Raw genomic sequence first — 16,008 nt, 5'->3', positions numbered from 1 at the left:
CCTGGGCGCGTGCCTAGCGGCGCAGCAGGGCGCTGACGATGACTACGGCCAGCAGCAGCGCCAGTGCGCCGCTCACGATTCGCATTCGGGTCTTGGGGTCCACGGTCAACGAGGTTACCCGGTGGCCCGGCCGGCTTCGGTGGTGGCCCGTTCGGGGCCGTAGAGGCCGGTGAGTTCTTCGGCGAGTTCCTCGCGGGGGACGGCGCGGAGTTGGCCGTCGCCGCGGTACTGCTGGGCGCGGAAGGCGGACGGGGCCAGGCCGACCCGGCGGGTGAAGATCCGGGTGAAGTAGGCGGGGTCGTCGTAGCCGACCCGGCGGGCCACCGCGGCGACCGGGAGTTCGCTGGCGGCCAGCAGGGCCTTGGCCTCGTTCAGCCGGACGGTCAGCAGGTACTCCTTGGGGCCGACCGCTCCGACCGAGCGGACGGCCCGGCGGAGTTCGGCCACCGTCAGGCCGGCCCGGCGGGCGTGCTGGGCGATCGAGAGCGGGAGGCAGGCGTCCCGGCGGAGTACTTCGAGCACCGGCTCGCCGGCGAGGTCGAGGTCGGCCCGGTGGCGGCGCAGTTCGACCAGCAGCTCGTGCACCCCGGCCGAGGACTCCAGGTCGACCAGCGGGCCGCCCCGGCGGCAGGCACCGGCGATCCGGGCCACCACCCGCTGGGCGGAGTCGGCGGTGGTGAGCGGGGTGACGTCCACGGCGGGCAGCAGGCCGAGCTCGGCGTACCCGGCGGTGCCGGGGCCGGTGAAGTCGACGAAGGACTCCGCCCAGCCGTTGTCGTCCGGCGCGTAGTGGTGCGGCTCGCCGGGGCGCAGCCAGAGCACGGCGGGGGCGCTCACGGGCCGGCGCACTCCGTTCGCGCCGGTGAACCAGCCGTGCCCCGCGGTGACCACCACGGCGACCCAGTGGTCCAGCGTGCGCGGTCCGACGGTGGGCAGCCGGCCGCGCTGCATCCCGACGCCGAGGCAGGCAAGACCGGTGGCCAGCTGCGCCGGACCGGGCGTCAGGTAGTGCCACCACCGCTCCATCACCGACCTCCTTCCCGCCCGACAATCCAACACCCGCCGGGGCTTTGTCCATGGCCTGGGCCTGCCGGTTCCCGCAGGCTGGGGGCATGCTCACCTACGACTCCACCGGCTTCCGGTTCGACGGCGGCCCGCTGCGCATCCTCTCCGGGGCCATGCACTACTTCCGTACCCGCCCCGAGCAGTGGCCCGCCCGGCTGGCCGCGCTGCGCGCGATGGGCCTGAACACCGTCGAGACGTACGTCCCGTGGAATCTGCACGAACCCCGGCCCGGTGAGTTCCGGCGGCTGGACGAGCTGCCCGCGTTCCTGGACGAGGCCGCCCGGCAGGGCCTGTGGGCGATCGTCCGCCCGGGCCCGTACATCTGCGCCGAGTGGGACAACGGCGGGCTGCCGGGCTGGCTGACCGCGCGGGTGGGCCGCCGGGCCCGGACCTCGGACCCGGAGTACCTGGCCGCCGTGGACGGCTTCTTCGACCGGCTGCTGCCCTCGGTGGTGGAGCGTCAGACCACCCGGGGCGGGAACGTGCTGATGGTCCAGGTGGAGAACGAGTACGGCTCCTACGGCAGCGACCGGGTGTACCTGCGGCACCTGGCGGACGGGCTGCTCCGCCGGGGCGTGGACGTCCCGCTGTTCACCTCGGACGGCCCGGAGGACCACATGCTGACCGGCGGCACCCTGCCCGGGGTGCTGGCCACGGTGAACTTCGGGTCGGAGCCGGAGGCCGCGTTCGAGACGCTGCGGCGACACCGGCCGGACGACGCGCCGTTCTGCATGGAGTACTGGAACGGCTGGTTCGACCACTGGGGCAAGCCGCACCACGCCCGGGACGCGGCTGACGCCGCCGACACGCTGCGCCGGATGCTGGCCGCGGGCGGCTCGGTCAACCTGTACATGGCGCACGGCGGCAGCAACTTCGGCACCGGCGCGGGGGCCAACCACGCCGACCCGCCGTTCAACTCGACCGACTGGACCGAGTCCCCGTACCAGCCGGTGACCACCTCGTACGACTACGACGCCCCGCTGGACGAGCGCGGCGCGGTGACCTTGAAGTACGAGCTGTTCCGGGCGGTGCTGGCCGAGTTCGCCGCCGAGCACCCCGAGCAGGCCCGCTACCTGGACGACCGGACGCCCGCCTTGCCGGAGCTGCCGCCGGTGCTGGCCGCGCGGTCGGTGGCGCTGACCGGCTCGGCGCCGATCCCGTTCGGGCCGGAGACGACGCACCCGGTGCCGCCCGCCTTCGAGGAGCTGGGGATCGAGCACGGGGTGGTCAGGTATGTCTTCGAGGTCCCGCGGGACCGGCCCGAACTGCCGCTGACGGTCGAGGGGTTGCACGACCGGGCGGTGCTGCTGGTGGACGGCAAGCGGGTGGCCGACCTGGCCCGGGGGGTGGCCGGCGAGCCCCTTACGGTGCCCGGCGGGGTGACCCTGGAGCTGCTGGTGGACTCGCTCGGCCGGGTCAACTACGGCCCCGGCACCGACCGGAAGGGCATCACGGGCGGGGTCAGGCACGAGCGGCAGTACCTGCACGGCTGCCGGACGGCCGTCCTCGACCTGGGGGCGGAGCTGCCGCCGCTCGACCTCGGGACCGAAGGCCCGGTGCTCCGGGGCGAGTTCACCCTGTCGGAGACCGGTGACACCTTCCTGGCGGTGCCCGGCGGCCGGCGCGGCCGGATCTGGGTGAACGGCTTCCTGCTCGGCAGCTACGACGAGCGGGGTCCGCAGGTCACCCTGTTCTGCCCGCAGCCGCTGCTCCGGGCCGGGGTGAACGAGCTGGTGGTGCTCGAGCTCGGCGACGCGCGTCCGGTGTCGGTGGAGCTGCGGGAGGCGCCCGAGCTGGGCTGACGGGCCGTTGATGCGTTCGTTTACGGATGGCCCTTCAGTACCAAGCCATCTGACGGTTCGTCCCCCTGGCGGGTGAATCCGAACGCGGCCCGAGCATGGCGCGGCCCGGGTGGGTCCGGTGGCCTCATAGCGTGAGCGCGATCCTTGCTGAGACTAGGGAGAAGCCCACGTGAGTCCCCTGACCGCCCGGCCCGCCCGCCTCGTGGGCACCCTGTTGGCCTCGGTCGCACTGACCTGTGCCACCGCCTCGCCCGCCGCCGCCGTGACCTTCATCGGCCAAGACGTGCCCACCACCGTGACCGTCGCCCCGGGCGCCACCGCCCTGGTGCCGTGGACGTACCGGAACACCGGTGGACCGGGCCTGCTGCCCGCCGCCGGGACCCGGGTGGTGTTCACCGCCCCCGGCAGCTCCACGTTCACCGCGCAGACCACCGTCCCCAGCCAGTACAGCCCCGACGGCAGCGGCTGGCTGTACAACAACCTGGGCCTGCGCAACTGCATGCTCGGCTCCGGCGGCCGCACGCTGGCCTGCGAGGGCTACGGCGTGAACGGCGGCAACAGCGGCTGGCCGGCCGGGAGTTACTTCCGGTTCTGGCCGCAGCTCACGGTGGCCGCCGACGCACCGGCCGGTACCACGCTGACTCCGGGGCGCGGCACCCTCGACTACCGGAACCCGGGCAGCAGCACCGACTACAGCATCGGTGACGGCACCCTCAACGTCGCCACCCCCGCCGCCGCCCCGCGCCCGGGGGCGAACGCGATGTGCCTGGACGCGGCCGGCCGCGCCGACGGCGACAACGTGACGATCCGGCGCTGCGCCGACCGGGCCGAGCAGCGGTTCGTGGTCGAGAACGGCCGGATCAAGTCGGCCGACACCGTCGGCCGGCCCACCGAGATGTGCGTGGCCGCGACCGGCACCCGGGAGAACGGTGACAACGTCGCCGTCCGGCCGTGCGTGACCGGCGGGCCCGACCGCCTCGACCAGACCTGGGTGATCGACCGCGGCCGGGTCCAGCTCGCCGACACCGCGGGCACCATCACCTCGATGTGCCTGGACATCGGCGGCACCCGCAACGACGGTGACAACGCCCGGATCTGGGAGTGCGTGGACCACCCCAACCAGCGGTTCGTCACCCAGGACGGGCACCTGAAGGTGGAGGACACCTTGGGCTGAGACCGGAGGGTCTGAGTAGGGTCGGGGCATGGAATCGGTACTGGTGACCCGGCGCCTGGCGCCCGGTGTGGTGGAACGGCTGGCCCCGTACGTCGAGGTGACCTCGCACGACGAGGAGCGGCCGATGACGCGGGCCGCGCTGCTCGCGGCGGTGCGCGGCAAGGCCGGGGTGATCACCACGCTGGACGACGTGGTGGACGCCGAGTTCCTGGACGCGGCCGGGCCCGGGCTGCGGATCGTGGCCAACCACGCGGTCGGCACCCACAACATCGACCACGCCGCCTGCGCGGCCCGGGGCGTGCTGGTCAGCAACACCCCGGGCGTGCTGACCGCCGCCACCGCCGACTTCACCTGGGCCCTGCTGCTCGCCGCCACCCGCCGGCTGGGGGAGGGCGAGCGGCTGCTCCGGTCCGGCGAACCCTGGGCCTGGGCACCGACCTTCCTGCTCGGCATGGAGCTGACCGGCACCCGGTTGGGCATCCTCGGTATGGGCCGGATCGGCCAGGCGGTGGCCCGCCGGGCCGTCGGCTTCGAGATGCCGGTGGCCTACCACAACCGCAGCCGCCTCCCGGCGGCGGACGAGGCCGGCGCCGAGTGGCTGCCGCTGGACGAACTCTTCGCCCGGTCCCAGGTGTTGGTGGTGACCTGCCCGCTCAGCGCCGCCACCCGCCATCTGGTGGACCGGCAGCGGCTCGCCCAACTCCCGGCCGGGGCCGTGGTGGTGAGCGTGGTGGCCGGCGTGGTGAACGAAGCGGATCTGGCCGAATCTCTCGCCTCCGGGCACCTCTCGGCGGCCGCCGTGGACAACTTCGAGCGCGAACCCGCCGTCCCGGCCGCCCTGCTGGCCCAGCCGAACGCGGTGCTCGCCCCGCACCTGGGCAGCGCCACCGTGAAGACCCGGCAGGCGATGGGCGATCTCGCGGTGGACAACCTGCTCGCGGTGCTGACGGGTGGTCAGCCGCCCACGCTGGTCAGTCCGTAGCCGCGCCGGCCCAGCGCATCGCCTCGGCCATCACCTGCAGGGCGCCGAAGTGCGCGGCGCCGGGCTCCAGGTAGAGCTCGGCGCCGGGGATGTGGTCGGCCAGCCAGCGGGAGTGGCCGACCGGGGAGAACTGGTCGTCCGCGCCGTGCCAGAACCGGGTCGGGACGGCGATGTCCTCGACCTTGAAGCCCCAGTCGGTGGTGAAGGCCAGCACGTCGTCGATCCAGCCGTCGGCGCTGTTCTGGAACGCCTGCCGGTAGGTCGAGATCAGCCGCTGCCGGATGCCCGAGTCGGTCACCAGCGCCCGGTCGGTGGGCGGCAGTTCGGGCACCAGGCCGCGGATCACACTGGCCGGGTCGGCCTTGATCCGCCGCGACCTGGCCTGGAACGAGGCGGCGAAGTGGTGCTGCCCGCGCTCCGCCTCCTGATAGGCGTGCACGTTGGACGGGGTCATCCCGGCGTACCAGTCCAGTCCCTCGGCGTTCCGCGGCGCCAGGCTGACCAGCGCGGCCACCCGGCTGACCCGGTCCGGCAGCAGGGCGGCGCAGGCCAGCGCGTGCGGCCCGCCGCCGGAGCGGCCGAGGATGGCGATCTCGTCCAACCCCAGGGCGTCCGAGATCGCCTCCACGTCGGCCGCCGCCGAGGCCACCCGACGGCCGGGCAGCCGGGTGGAGTCCCCGTAGCCGGGCCGGTCGAAGGCGATCAGGTGGACCCCGAGCCGGTAGAGCACCGAGGTCCTGGGGTACGGGCCGACCCGGCTGCCGGGGGTGCCGTGCAGCACGAACACCGGCCGCCCGTGCGGATCGCCGAAGGTCTCGACCGCGAGCGAGCGGGAGTCCCCCACCTCGACCAGTTGCAACACCACGTGGCTACCTCCGGATAAGTGGAAAGGCCCTAGAGCGGTGCGTCGGTGGTGCGCACCTCGCGTCGGGCCTGCCACGTGGTGTGCTCGCGGGAGATGGCGTCCTCGGAGTCCCGGGCCAGCCGGGCCCAGTTCTCCTCGGCGTCCGGGGCGTCCACCGCGAGCTGGGTCAACTGGGTCTCGATCACCGCGAGTTCGGAGGCGGCGATGGAGTACGCGGCGGCCTGCGGCCGGTACTGGCGCAGCTGCGCCCAGGCGGACACCGAGGCGGCCACCGCGGAGACCGCGCCGAGGGCGTCGAAGGTGAACTCGCCGAGGGCCCGCAGGATCGCCAGCACCAGCCCGGTGAGCGGCAGCACCACGCCGAGCAGGTCGGCCCACCGGGTCGCGTTGGTGCAGTACCTGGCCTTGTTCCGGTACCACTCCCGCTGGGTCCTGACCCGTTCGCGCAGGTACACCTCGCGCCGGACGGTCAGCGGCTGGTCGCGCAACTGCCGCATGGTGTCGGTGATCTGGGGGTGGCTCGGCGGCCGCCCGGCCAGCGGACCGCGCCAGGACTGCAGCTCGGCCTGCACCCGGCCGAGCTGGGGGATCGCCCGGCTGGTGCCGAACTGGTTGATCACGCCGCCGAGTTGGACGTCGTAGAGCCGCTCGGCGTCCGGCAGGGTCTTCGGCGGCGGCTGGTAGGCGTCGGCCCGGACCGCGTACTTCCAGGACAGCGTCTTGACCGACTCGGCGGCGGCCCGGCCCTCGTACCAGAGGCCCTGCGGGTTCTGCCGGCCGGTCACGGCGGCCAGGCCGACCGTGAGCAGGTAGGCGAGGGCCGCCGCCCAGGCCCACAGGCTGCCGTCGGCCGAACCGGCGAAGGCCGCCATCACCAGCAGCAGCAGCTCCCAGCGGGACAGCGCGACCGCGCGCCGCTGGCCCTGGAGCGAGGAGGAGTCCGCCGTCCAGAACAGCTCGGGCAGCAGCTCGTCCTCGCGGACCCACCCCATCGAACGCCCGGCACCAGCCGCCACCATCTGGACCCCCGCCCCTCGCCGTCCGCGTCAGCAGGTACCTACTGCCCCCGGCGGAGCGGCGGTACGCTCGGTGTGCGGCCAGTATGCGTGTCAACTGGCCATGATCACAGGGGAACTGACGATCGATCGGCCGCCGGGCGGGGCGCCGGAGGGTCAGAAGGTGTAGTAGATCCGTTCGGCGTTGTCCGCCATCACCTTGACGTTCCACTCGGTGCCGCCGTCCACGTTCCCGGAGCGGAACAGCGGGGGAGTGATGCCCCGGTCGGCCAGCCGGCCGACCGCCGAGGCCACCACGGCCTGCATCAGCGCGCTGGTGACGATGGTGGAGACCGAACCGAAGGTGGTCCCGGCGGCGGGGTGGCTCAGCTCGCCGTCGCCGACCGCGATCTTGCTGTCCAGGACCACGTCGCAGTGGTCCTTGAGGTACGTCCCCGAGGAGTGCTGGGAGCTCACCTCGCCCGGGTACGCCAGCGAGGTGACGCCGATCACGGTCAGGCCGCGGGCCCTGGCGTGCTGGGCCAGCTCGACCGGCATGGTCTGGCGGCCGGAGAGCGAGATCACGAAGAGCAGGTCGCCCGCCCGGGCCGGGGTGAGGTCCAGGGTGGTGGTGGCCAGCCCGGAGACCCGCTCCAGCGCGCTGCCGAGCGGCGCGGGCATCACGTTCACCCCGGTCATGCCGGGCACGTTCAACAGGTTGATCACCACCAGGCCGCCGGCCCGGTAGACCACGTCCTGGGCCGCCAGCGAGGAGTGCCCGGCCCCGAAGGTGAAGATTCGGCGGCCATCCGCGACCGCCTCGGCCAGCAGCTCGGCCGCCCGGTCGATCGAGCCGGCCTCTTCGGTCCTGATCCGGTGCAGGTGTTCCACCGCGGCGTCGAAGTACTGCCCGACCAGGTCGTTCATCAGATCTCCGTACCCTGGGGCGGCCCGGTGGTCCAGACCGCAGCTGTGGGAGAAAGCTACGGCCAGCACCGTGCGGCCTCGGGGGGGCCGCTGTCAACAGTGACGAAAAAGCTCCCGAGCTGACGGAAAGCCCGGGGAACAAGGGGTCGCGCGCCCACGGTTGCTTGCGGCGTACGTCAGAATTGGCGGTGAGGATACCGAGGAACGGAGCCAGCGGCGATGTCTGGGCTGATCGACACCACAGAGATGTACCTCCGCACCATCCTGGAGCTGGAGGAGGAGGGCATCGTTCCGATGCGTGCCCGGATCGCGGAGCGGCTCGAGCAGAGCGGCCCGACGGTCAGCCAGACGGTCGGCCGGATGGAGCGGGACGGGCTGCTCCAGGTGGCCGGTGACCGGCACCTGGAGCTGACCGAGGAGGGCCGACGGCTCGCCGTCCGGGTGATGCGCAAGCACCGGATCGCGGAGTGCCTGCTGGTGGACGTGATCGGCCTCGAGTGGGAGCAGGTGCACGAGGAGGCCTGTCGCTGGGAGCACGTGATGAGCGAGACGGTCGAGCGCAAGGTGCTCGCCATGCTCGGCCACCCCACCCAGTCCCCGTACGGCAACCCGATCCCCGGCCTGGAGGAGCTCGGTGACACCCGGGCCGAGGGCGAGGGCTTCGATGCCGCGCTGGCCACCCTGGACTCGGTCAAGCCGGGCGAGAGCGGGGTCAACGTGGTGGTCCGCCGGATCGGTGAGCCGATCCAGACCGACGAGGGCCTGATGCTGACGCTGCGCCGGGCGGGCATCCGCCCCGGCCACACCGTCCGGGTCGGCGCCGGTGCCGACGGCGGCGTGCTGGTCGGCTCGGGCGACAGCGCGGCCGAGCTGCCCAAGGACATCGCCGCGCACCTGTTCGTCGCCGAGGTGCAGTAGTCCGGCGAGCGAGTGGTGCGGTCGAGCCCGGTGCCTCCCCTGGCACCGGGCTCAGCCGTTCCCCCACCGTTCCCCACCGGTCCCCCGCCGTCCCCCCGAGAGCCCCCCGACTCCCGAGAGCCCCCCCGATCCGCGTCACTCGGCTTCCCCGTCCGAGCGCCCCTCCTGCGGTCCCTCTCGGAGCAATTCCTCCCCTCGGCAGATCTTGGCAATCCTTGAGCGCTGTCACTCGTACGAGCGGCTTCCGCCCCGGCCGGCCGGGTACGTCGGTGTCTTATCCGGGCAAACGTGTGACGGGCCCCGGCTCCGGTGGGAGACAAGGCCCGTCAGTCGCGCGCGTGGTCCCGCGCGGTGCACGCCCTCACCCGATAGGCGTAGGACGGCAGTTCGAGGAGGCGGCTGAGCCGCCGTCAACTGTTCAGCGCACGGCGGCGGCCGGCTGGTTCGGCTGCGGCCGCAGCGGCGGTGCCTCCCGGCCGCAGGCGTACGCCAGCGGGCTGATCAGGTCCTCGGCGTCCGGCAGCCAGCGGTTCAGCTCGGACGGCGGCCTGGCCCACCGGGTCGGGCCGAACTGGCCGACCCTGGACGGCGGCGCGACGATCCAGTCGCCCTCGCCCCGGGCCACCAGGTCCAGCCGGCCCGGGCCCCAGCCGAGCCGGCGGAGCATCTCGGGCAGCTTGGCCACCACCCCGGGCAGCACCAGGAAGAGCAGCCGGCGCCCGGACTGACCGGACGAGGCGGGGGCCGCCACCACCGGGCCGAGCTGGAGGTTCAGCCGCTCCATCCGGGCCAGCGCCAGGCAGCCCGCCACCTCCGGCACGTCCAGCACGTCGAAGAACCGGCCGGTGGGCAGCAGGATCGACGCCCCGGGGTGCTCCGACCACCAGCGGCGGACCACGCCGGGACCGGCGCTGGCCTTGTTCCGCCACTCCGCGTGGGTGGGGTGCGCACCGGGCAGCGCGCAGCGCAGGTCGCCGCACGAGCAGCGGGCCGGGCCGTCGTCGTCGAGCAGCCACGTCCCGGCCGCGACCTCCCAGTGGCGGTCCTCGACGTAGCTGAGGGCCGCGCTGAGCGGCTTGGGCAGGCCCGTCTCGGGGGCTTCCGGGGTGTCTTCCACGTGCTGCTCAACTACCGTCCGTGAGTGGGGTTACGGCCCGTGGCCAGGTCGGTTCCGGCCGGGCGGGATTGTCACCCGTACCGGTGACGGCTCCGGACGGCGGCGGCCAACTGCCGGACGGATTCCCGGGGGTTGGGGGCGGGTAGAAGACGAAGGAGCCCTGACGGCGTAACAGGGGGCGCACAGGGGCATTTGGCAGGGCGCGTGGGGGGTGGGCCCGTCACCGTGGGTATCCCGCTGGTGTTGCTGATCGCTAACCTGAAGTCAGATGTCCCAACCGGTCGGCACGTCGGCAGTTCGAGCAGCAAATCGTCGCCCGCCGGTCAGGGCCGGGGGCGTGGGGAGGCGAAGCCCATGGCCGCAAGAGCACTCGTCGCACGGCAGCCCAACGAGCGTCTGCAGCAGCTGATCCAGGAGGCGAGCTGCTCCAACGCAGGGCTCGCCCGCCGGGTGAATCTCTGCGGCGCCGAGCACGGCCTCGACCTGCGCTACGACAAGACCTCGGTGGCCCGCTGGCTACGCGGCCAACAGCCGCGCGGCCAGGCCCCGGCGGTGATCGCCGAGGCGCTCGGCCGCAAACTCGGCCGCGGTGTCACGGTCGACGAGATCGGCATGGCGGACGGCAAGAACCTCAGCTCCGGGGTCGGCCTCCAGTTCGCCGCCACCCTCAGCGGCGCACTGGACCAGGTCTGCGAGCTGTGGCGCAGCGACGTCGGCCGCCGGGAGTTCCTCTCCGGCGCCACGGTGGCGGCCTCCGCCCTGGTCGAGCCCAGCCGGGACTGGCTGATCACCCCGCCGGACCCGGTGGTGGCCCGCTCCGGCGGCCCCCGGGTCGGGCTGGCCGACGTGGCGGCGATCCGGGCCACCACGCAGATGCTGGTCGACCTGGACCACCGGTTCGGCAGCGGTCACGTCCGCCCGGTGGTGGTGCACTACCTGAACAGCGTGGTCTCCGGCCTGCTCAGCGGCGCGTACCGGGAGGAGACGGGCCGTCAACTCTTCGGCGCGGTCGCCCGGCTGACCGAGCTGGCCGGGTACATGGCGGTGGACACCGGCCAGCCCGGCCTGGCCCAGCGCTACTACATCCAGGCCCTCCGGCTGGCCCAGGCCGCCGACGACCGGGGCTACGGCGGCTACGTGCTGGCCGCCTCGATGAGCCACCTGGCGGCCGCGCTGGGCAATCCGCGCGAGATCGCCCAACTCGCCCGCGCCGCCCAGGAGGGCGCCCGCTCGGTGGCCACCCCGACGGCGATGGCGATGTTCTACGCGGCCGAGGCCCGGGGCCACGCCCTGCTCGGCGACGTCCGCTCCTGCGAGGCGGTGGCCGCCAAGGCGCTGGCCGCGATGGAGCAGCGCAACCCCGAGGACGACCCGGACTGGATCGTGCACTTCGACGAGGCCTACCTGGCCGACGAGTTGGCGCACTGCCACCGCGACCTCGAGCAGGCGGTGCAGTCCGAGAAGTACGCCCGCACCGCCCTCGAACTCCACCCGCCGACCCGGGTCCGCCGCCGCGCCGTGGACTTGGTGCTGCTGGCCACCGCCCAACTCCAGCAGCGCGACCTGGAACGGGCCTGCGAGACCGGCACCCAGGCGGTCCGGCTGCTCAGCGGGCTGCGCTCGAACCGGGGGGTGGAGTACCTGGACGAGTTCCGCCGCCGGCTGGAGCCGTACCGGAGCCACCGCGCGGTCCGGGAGTTCCAGGCCAGGATGGAGTTGGAGGCCGCATAAACGGACTTCCAGGGCGCGTAGTCACCTTTGGGAACGACGGGGTAGGTTGGGCGTGATAGTCGGCGTCCCCTGCGTGGTAGAGGCAGCGAGCGCGCGGAAGAACCGAGGAAGGCCCCCGCGGTGCGGTCGTGGGCCGTGCACAGGTGAGGAATCGCGTTGAGCCAGCGCCGCTCGTACTCCCACTCCAACTCAGGTGACTTCAACCTGGACGACCTCTTCAGACCGGAGCCGGACGCCAACGGGCAGCCGCCGGTCCAGCAGGGGGTGCCGACGGAGCAGTTCCAGGGCGGAGGCCCGGAGTACCTCGGGGGCCAGACGTACCCGGGGGCACCCGGCGTGCCGCCGCAGCAGCAACAGCAACCGCAGCAGCAGACGGCCGAACCCGCGCCGGCCACCCAGTTCCTGCCGCCCTACCCGACCGGCGATCCGACGGGTGGTCAGCAGCAGCCCGGCCAGCCGTCGGCGCAGCCCGGCTTCGGGCCGCCGCAGCAGCAGCCCATGGGTGGTCAGCAGTCGTTCGGCGGCCAGTCGTTCGGTGACCAGTCGTACGGCGGCCAGTCGTACGGCGGTCAGAACTTCGGCGGCCAGCAGCCCTCGTACGGTGGCCAGCAGCAGTACCAGCCCGCGCCCCCGGCGTACGCCCCGATGCCCGCGTCGGAGCCGCCGCGGGCGAACAACCGGCTGATCATCGGCGGTGTGGTGGCGGGCTGTGCGGCGGCCGGCATCCTGATCGCGGTGCTGCTCAGCGGCGGTGACGACAAGCCCGACAAGGGCACCGCCCCGGTCGCCAAGACCTCGGCGGCCGGGAGCGCCGCCGCCGGGACCGGCGCCGGTGCGGTCAGCCCGGAGGCCAAGGCGCAGGCGCAGGCGCTCTCCACCGTGCTCGGCACCGCGAACGCGACCCGGCAGAGTGTCGGGAGCGCGGTCGCCTCGGTGGGCAAGTGCGAGAAGCTCCCCGAGTCGCAGCAGGCCCTCAACGACGCGGCGGGCCAGCGCGACCAGCTGATCAGCAGCCTGGCCGGGCTCAAGACCGACCAGCTGACCGGCGGCCCCCAGCTGGCCGAGCAGCTCAAGAAGGCCTGGGAGGCCTCGGCCAGGGCCGACCGGGAGTACGCGCTCTGGGCGGCCGACTCGGTCGCGGCCTGCGACCCGACCAAGAAGGACAACCCGCACTACAAGCTCGGCAACACGGCCAGCGGCGAGGCCACCACGGCCAAGAAGCAGGCCAGCACCCTGTGGAACGCGATCGCGGCCCAGACCGGCCAGCCGACCAAGGCCGACACCGACCTCTGAGCAGCAGTCAGCCCCGGCTCCCCCATCGAGGGGGCCGGGGCCGCGCCGTTCCCGGGCCCAGCGGGGCTCAGCCCGCCAGGATCTTGCGGACGTCGACGAAGCCGGCCCGCTGCTCGACCAGGCGGCCGCCCTGCACCCGCTGGAAGGTCACCGAGGTGTTCACCAGCCGCGGCGAGTCCGCGCTGGGCAGCATGTTGGTGAGCCCCCAGGTGAGCGGGGGAGTGGCCCCGGCGGTCTCGACCGGCTCACCGCCGTCGAGCACCCCGCGGAGCGCCCTGGTGGTGATCTCCTTGCCGTTCCCGGTCCGCTCCACCACCTGCCGGAACACCTCGTACGCGACCCAGGTGGTCTGCACCCCGGGGTCCGAGACGTCGATCGGGGCACTGCCGCCGCCGTGCAGGCGCGCGGTGGAGCGCAGCCCGTCCCAGACCCGGGAACTCTCCGGCGGGTACCAGCCGGTGGCCAGCGCGCCGCCGAGCGGGCCGCCGTCGCCACCGGTGGAGTCGACCACCGACTGCTGGAAGCTGCCGATCACCGAGGCGAGCTGGGTCCGCTTGGGCTCCAGCCGCCGGTACGGGTCCAGCAGGTTGGCGGTCGGCTCCGAACCGAGCGCGGCGGTGACGCAGTTGCCGGCCTTGTCGTCGCCGATCGCCTTCTTGGCGATCTCGGTGTAGTTGTTCGAGCGCTCCGGGGCCTTGACGTCCTTGAGCGTGATCCCGGCGGGCTTCAGCGCCCCGGCCAGGAAGCCGAGCAGGGTGTCACCGGCCCGGGTGTCCGGGCGGATCACCGCGACGCTCTTGCAGCCGGCCTCGACCAGCTGCTGCCCGCTGCCCGCGATCAGCGCGGGGGTGCCGCCGGAGACGGGGTAGGAGAACGGGCTGCTGAACTCGGGCGTGGAGAGGCCGTAGCCGCCGATGTACGGGATGCCGGCCGCCTCCAGGGCGGGCATGAAGGTCTCGCCGTACTGGCTGTACGAGCCGACCACGGCGAGCGCGTGCGCGGTCACCGCCTGCCGGGCGCACTCCGTGACGCCTTCGGCGGTGTCGTGCTCGTTGCAGGTGAGCACCTTGACCCGGTGGCCGGCCAGGCCGCCGCCGGCGTTCAGCTCGCGGCCGACCGCCTCGGCCAGCGCGGTCATCCCGGGCCGGTCGGCGGAGCCGGTGCCGGACGGGGCCCAGGTCATCACGGTGATCTCGTCCGGCGGGGACGCGTCCGCCGGGCCGCCGCAGGCGGCGAGCAGGGGAGGCAGCAGCAGTGCGGCGACCACCGCTCCGGCGGTGCGGCGGCATCGGCCTGCCCGGCTCTCGCTGCCGTTCGGCTGTGCGTGCACGGGCGTTCCGCTCCGCCTCATGATGGTGTGCCCCTCCTTGGTCAAACAACTGACGGCCTGGTCGGCCAGGTTCAGCCTTGACCCGGCGGAGTGCGCCGAGAGGGACGAAAAGCGAACGACGGGCCAACGGGGGCGGAACTCCGGGTGGGAAGGTCGGGGTGACGCGAGTAGAACGTGTGAAGTCGGGGCACGTAGCATCGCTCTCCATGTCCGCGAGTACAGATTCTTCGTATCGGTCTGCCCGAACCTCTTCTCGTAGCGGGCACCGCTCAAGCACGATGGGCGGCATGCCGCTCAACGACCTGCCCTGGTGGCGCTGGCGAGCCCGACTCCGCTCGGCGCTGCACATGCTCTCCGACCCCGCGTTCCAGCAGCAGACCTGGCTGACCGGCCAGGGCGGCTTCGGCGACGTCACCGACGCCGTCTACCGGCTGGTCGAGGACACCTGGCTGGACCGCTGGCCGGCCGAGAAGTACGTCGGCACGATCCTGCGGGACGCGGAGGAGGCGGCCCTGGTGGACGCCGCGGTGCTCCGGGTGCTCCGGGTCCTGCACGAGATCGGCGCGGATGCCCCCGCCGCCGCCTACCTGGGCCACCCCGGCTGGCCCGAGGCGGTCGAGGCGGCCCGCGCCGCCCACATCCGGCTCACCCTGGCCGACGGCGAGGACCCGGCAGGGCCGCCGCGCTCGCTCGAGACGCTGCGGATGCTGACCCGGGTCGGCTGAGGCGGTACGCGTTGCGGGGCCGTCCGTACTGCGGGCGGTCCGGCGGTGGGCGTCCGGTATGTGACACCCTGGTCGATCCGCCACCAGCGCCCGCAGAACGGAACGACACCCGTGGACCAGCCGACGGCCAGCGCCCAGTACGTCCTCACGCTGTCCTGCCCGGACAAGCAGGGGATCGTGCACGCGGTCTCCAGCTACCTCTTCATGACCGGCTGCAACATCATCGACAGCCAGCAGTTCGGGGACGGGGACAGCGGGCTGTTCTTCATGCGGGTGCACTTCTCGGCCGAACAGCCCGTCAGCACCGAGAAGCTGCGGGCCAGCTTCGCCGCGATCGGCGCCTCGTTCCGGATGGACTGGCGGATCACCCCGAGCGCGGAGCGGATGCGGGTGATCCTGATGGTCAGCAAGTTCGGGCACTGCCTGAACGACCTGCTGTTCCGCACCCGGATCGGCGCCCTGCCGGTCGAGATCGCCGCCGTGGTCTCCAACCACACCGACTTCCGCGAACTGACCGAGTCCTACGGCATCCCGTTCCACCACCTCCCGGTCGGCTGCGACAACAAGGCCGAGGCCGAACAGCAGCTGCTCGACCTGGTCGCGGCCGAGCACGTCGACCTGGTGGTGCTGGCCCGCTACATGCAGGTGCTCTCGGACGACCTGTGCAAGGCGCTGACCGGACGCATCATCAACATCCACCACTCCTTCCTGCCGAGCTTCAAGGGCGCGAAGCCGTACCACCAGGCGCACGCCCGGGGCGTGAAGCTGATCGGTGCCACCGCCCACTACGTCACCGCCGACCTCGACGAGGGCCCGATCATCGAACAGGAAGTGGCCCGGGTCACCCACGACGTGACGCCCGACCAGCTGGTCGCGGTCGGCCGCGACGTCGAGTGCCAGGCGCTGGCCCGCGCGGTCAAGTGGCACAGCGAGCACCGCGTCCTCCTCAACGGCACCCGCACGGTCGTCTTCGCCTGAGGCACACGGGCTGGTGGCACACGCCAGGGGCTCGGGGAACTGCGAGGAGATCTGGCGTTCGGGTCACTGCGAAAGTGCCTGACCAGCTACGCACGATCACCTTTCC

14 protein-coding genes are annotated in these 16,008 nt (G+C 73.0%); 8 read left to right on the top strand and 6 right to left on the bottom strand.

The genetic code is table 11. The features are described from left to right. Nucleotides 1–114: 114 nt before the first annotated feature. Complete coding sequence (locus F4556_RS14905; RefSeq protein WP_376775700.1) at nucleotides 115–1,029, bottom strand: helix-turn-helix transcriptional regulator; 915 nt, start codon at nucleotides 1,027–1,029, stop codon at nucleotides 115–117. Between the two features lie 83 nt (nucleotides 1,030–1,112). On the opposite strand from F4556_RS14905, the gene F4556_RS14900 reads away from it, so the two are divergent. The 3 genes from F4556_RS14900 (at nucleotide 1,113) to F4556_RS14890 (ending at nucleotide 5,023) form a co-directional block, all read left to right on the top strand. After that, nucleotides 1,113–2,867, top strand: coding sequence for a glycoside hydrolase family 35 protein (locus F4556_RS14900; protein ID WP_184915426.1), 1,755 nt, complete (start codon nucleotides 1,113–1,115; stop codon nucleotides 2,865–2,867). Nucleotides 2,868–3,036: 169 nt separating this feature from the next. Next, nucleotides 3,037–4,041: an RICIN domain-containing protein gene (locus tag F4556_RS14895; protein ID WP_184915423.1), complete on the top strand. Its 1,005-nt coding sequence runs from the start codon at nucleotides 3,037–3,039 to the stop codon at nucleotides 4,039–4,041. Nucleotides 4,042–4,069: 28 nt separating this feature from the next. Next, on the top strand, nucleotides 4,070–5,023 hold the full coding sequence (locus F4556_RS14890; RefSeq protein ID WP_184915420.1) for a 2-hydroxyacid dehydrogenase: 954 nt from the start codon (nucleotides 4,070–4,072) through the stop codon (nucleotides 5,021–5,023). On the opposite strand, the gene F4556_RS14885 is transcribed toward F4556_RS14890, so the two are convergent. From F4556_RS14885 to F4556_RS14875, 3 genes are all read right to left on the bottom strand, one after another. After that, nucleotides 5,013–5,888: an alpha/beta hydrolase gene (locus F4556_RS14885; protein ID WP_313068311.1), complete on the bottom strand. Its 876-nt coding sequence runs from the start codon at nucleotides 5,886–5,888 to the stop codon at nucleotides 5,013–5,015. The two genes, F4556_RS14890 and F4556_RS14885, sit on opposite strands and share 11 nt — an antisense overlap. Before the next feature lie 29 nt (nucleotides 5,889–5,917). Next, nucleotides 5,918–6,907 carry a DUF4231 domain-containing protein gene (locus F4556_RS14880; protein WP_184915417.1) on the bottom strand — a complete coding sequence of 330 codons (990 nt, stop codon included), beginning with the start codon at nucleotides 6,905–6,907 and terminating at the stop codon, nucleotides 5,918–5,920. Nucleotides 6,908–7,060: 153 nt separating this feature from the next. After that, nucleotides 7,061–7,810: a sugar isomerase domain-containing protein gene (locus F4556_RS14875; protein ID WP_184915415.1), complete on the bottom strand. Its 750-nt coding sequence runs from the start codon at nucleotides 7,808–7,810 to the stop codon at nucleotides 7,061–7,063. 219 nt (nucleotides 7,811–8,029) lie between these two features. Here F4556_RS14875 and F4556_RS14870 point away from each other — a divergent pair, with 219 nt between their 5' ends. Then, a complete protein-coding gene (locus F4556_RS14870) occupies nucleotides 8,030–8,728 on the top strand; it encodes an iron-dependent transcriptional repressor DtxR (RefSeq protein ID WP_184915412.1) in 699 nt (232 codons plus the stop codon). A gap of 418 nt (nucleotides 8,729–9,146) precedes the next feature. Here F4556_RS14870 and F4556_RS14865 read toward each other — a convergent pair whose 3' ends face one another. Next, nucleotides 9,147–9,845: a bifunctional DNA primase/polymerase gene (locus tag F4556_RS14865; protein ID WP_184915409.1), complete on the bottom strand. Its 699-nt coding sequence runs from the start codon at nucleotides 9,843–9,845 to the stop codon at nucleotides 9,147–9,149. A gap of 354 nt (nucleotides 9,846–10,199) precedes the next feature. On the opposite strand from F4556_RS14865, the gene F4556_RS14860 reads away from it, so the two are divergent. Both F4556_RS14860 and F4556_RS14855 read left to right on the top strand, forming a co-directional pair. After that, nucleotides 10,200–11,576, top strand: coding sequence for an NsdA family TPR-like regulatory protein (locus F4556_RS14860; RefSeq protein ID WP_184915406.1), 1,377 nt, complete (start codon nucleotides 10,200–10,202; stop codon nucleotides 11,574–11,576). A gap of 156 nt (nucleotides 11,577–11,732) precedes the next feature. Next, a complete protein-coding gene (locus F4556_RS14855) occupies nucleotides 11,733–12,869 on the top strand; it encodes a hypothetical protein (RefSeq protein ID WP_184915404.1) in 1,137 nt (378 codons plus the stop codon). A gap of 67 nt (nucleotides 12,870–12,936) precedes the next feature. On the opposite strand, the gene F4556_RS14850 is transcribed toward F4556_RS14855, so the two are convergent. After that, nucleotides 12,937–14,199, bottom strand: coding sequence for an ABC transporter substrate-binding protein (locus F4556_RS14850; protein WP_184915401.1), 1,263 nt, complete (start codon nucleotides 14,197–14,199; stop codon nucleotides 12,937–12,939). A gap of 287 nt (nucleotides 14,200–14,486) precedes the next feature. Here F4556_RS14850 and F4556_RS14845 point away from each other — a divergent pair, with 287 nt between their 5' ends. Continuing rightward, complete coding sequence (locus tag F4556_RS14845) at nucleotides 14,487–14,924, top strand: SCO4402 family protein (RefSeq protein WP_246511022.1); 438 nt, start codon at nucleotides 14,487–14,489, stop codon at nucleotides 14,922–14,924. Between the two features lie 111 nt (nucleotides 14,925–15,035). Then, on the top strand, nucleotides 15,036–15,902 hold the full coding sequence (purU, locus tag F4556_RS14840; RefSeq protein ID WP_184915395.1) for a formyltetrahydrofolate deformylase: 867 nt from the start codon (nucleotides 15,036–15,038) through the stop codon (nucleotides 15,900–15,902). Nucleotides 15,903–16,008: the final 106 nt, after the last annotated feature.

Source organism: Kitasatospora gansuensis (assembly GCF_014203705.1).
Taxonomy (GTDB): Bacteria; Actinomycetota; Actinomycetes; order Streptomycetales; family Streptomycetaceae; genus Kitasatospora; species Kitasatospora gansuensis.
The sequence above is the reverse complement of the archived record's forward strand: the minus strand, read 5'-3'. Positions and strand labels throughout refer to the sequence as shown.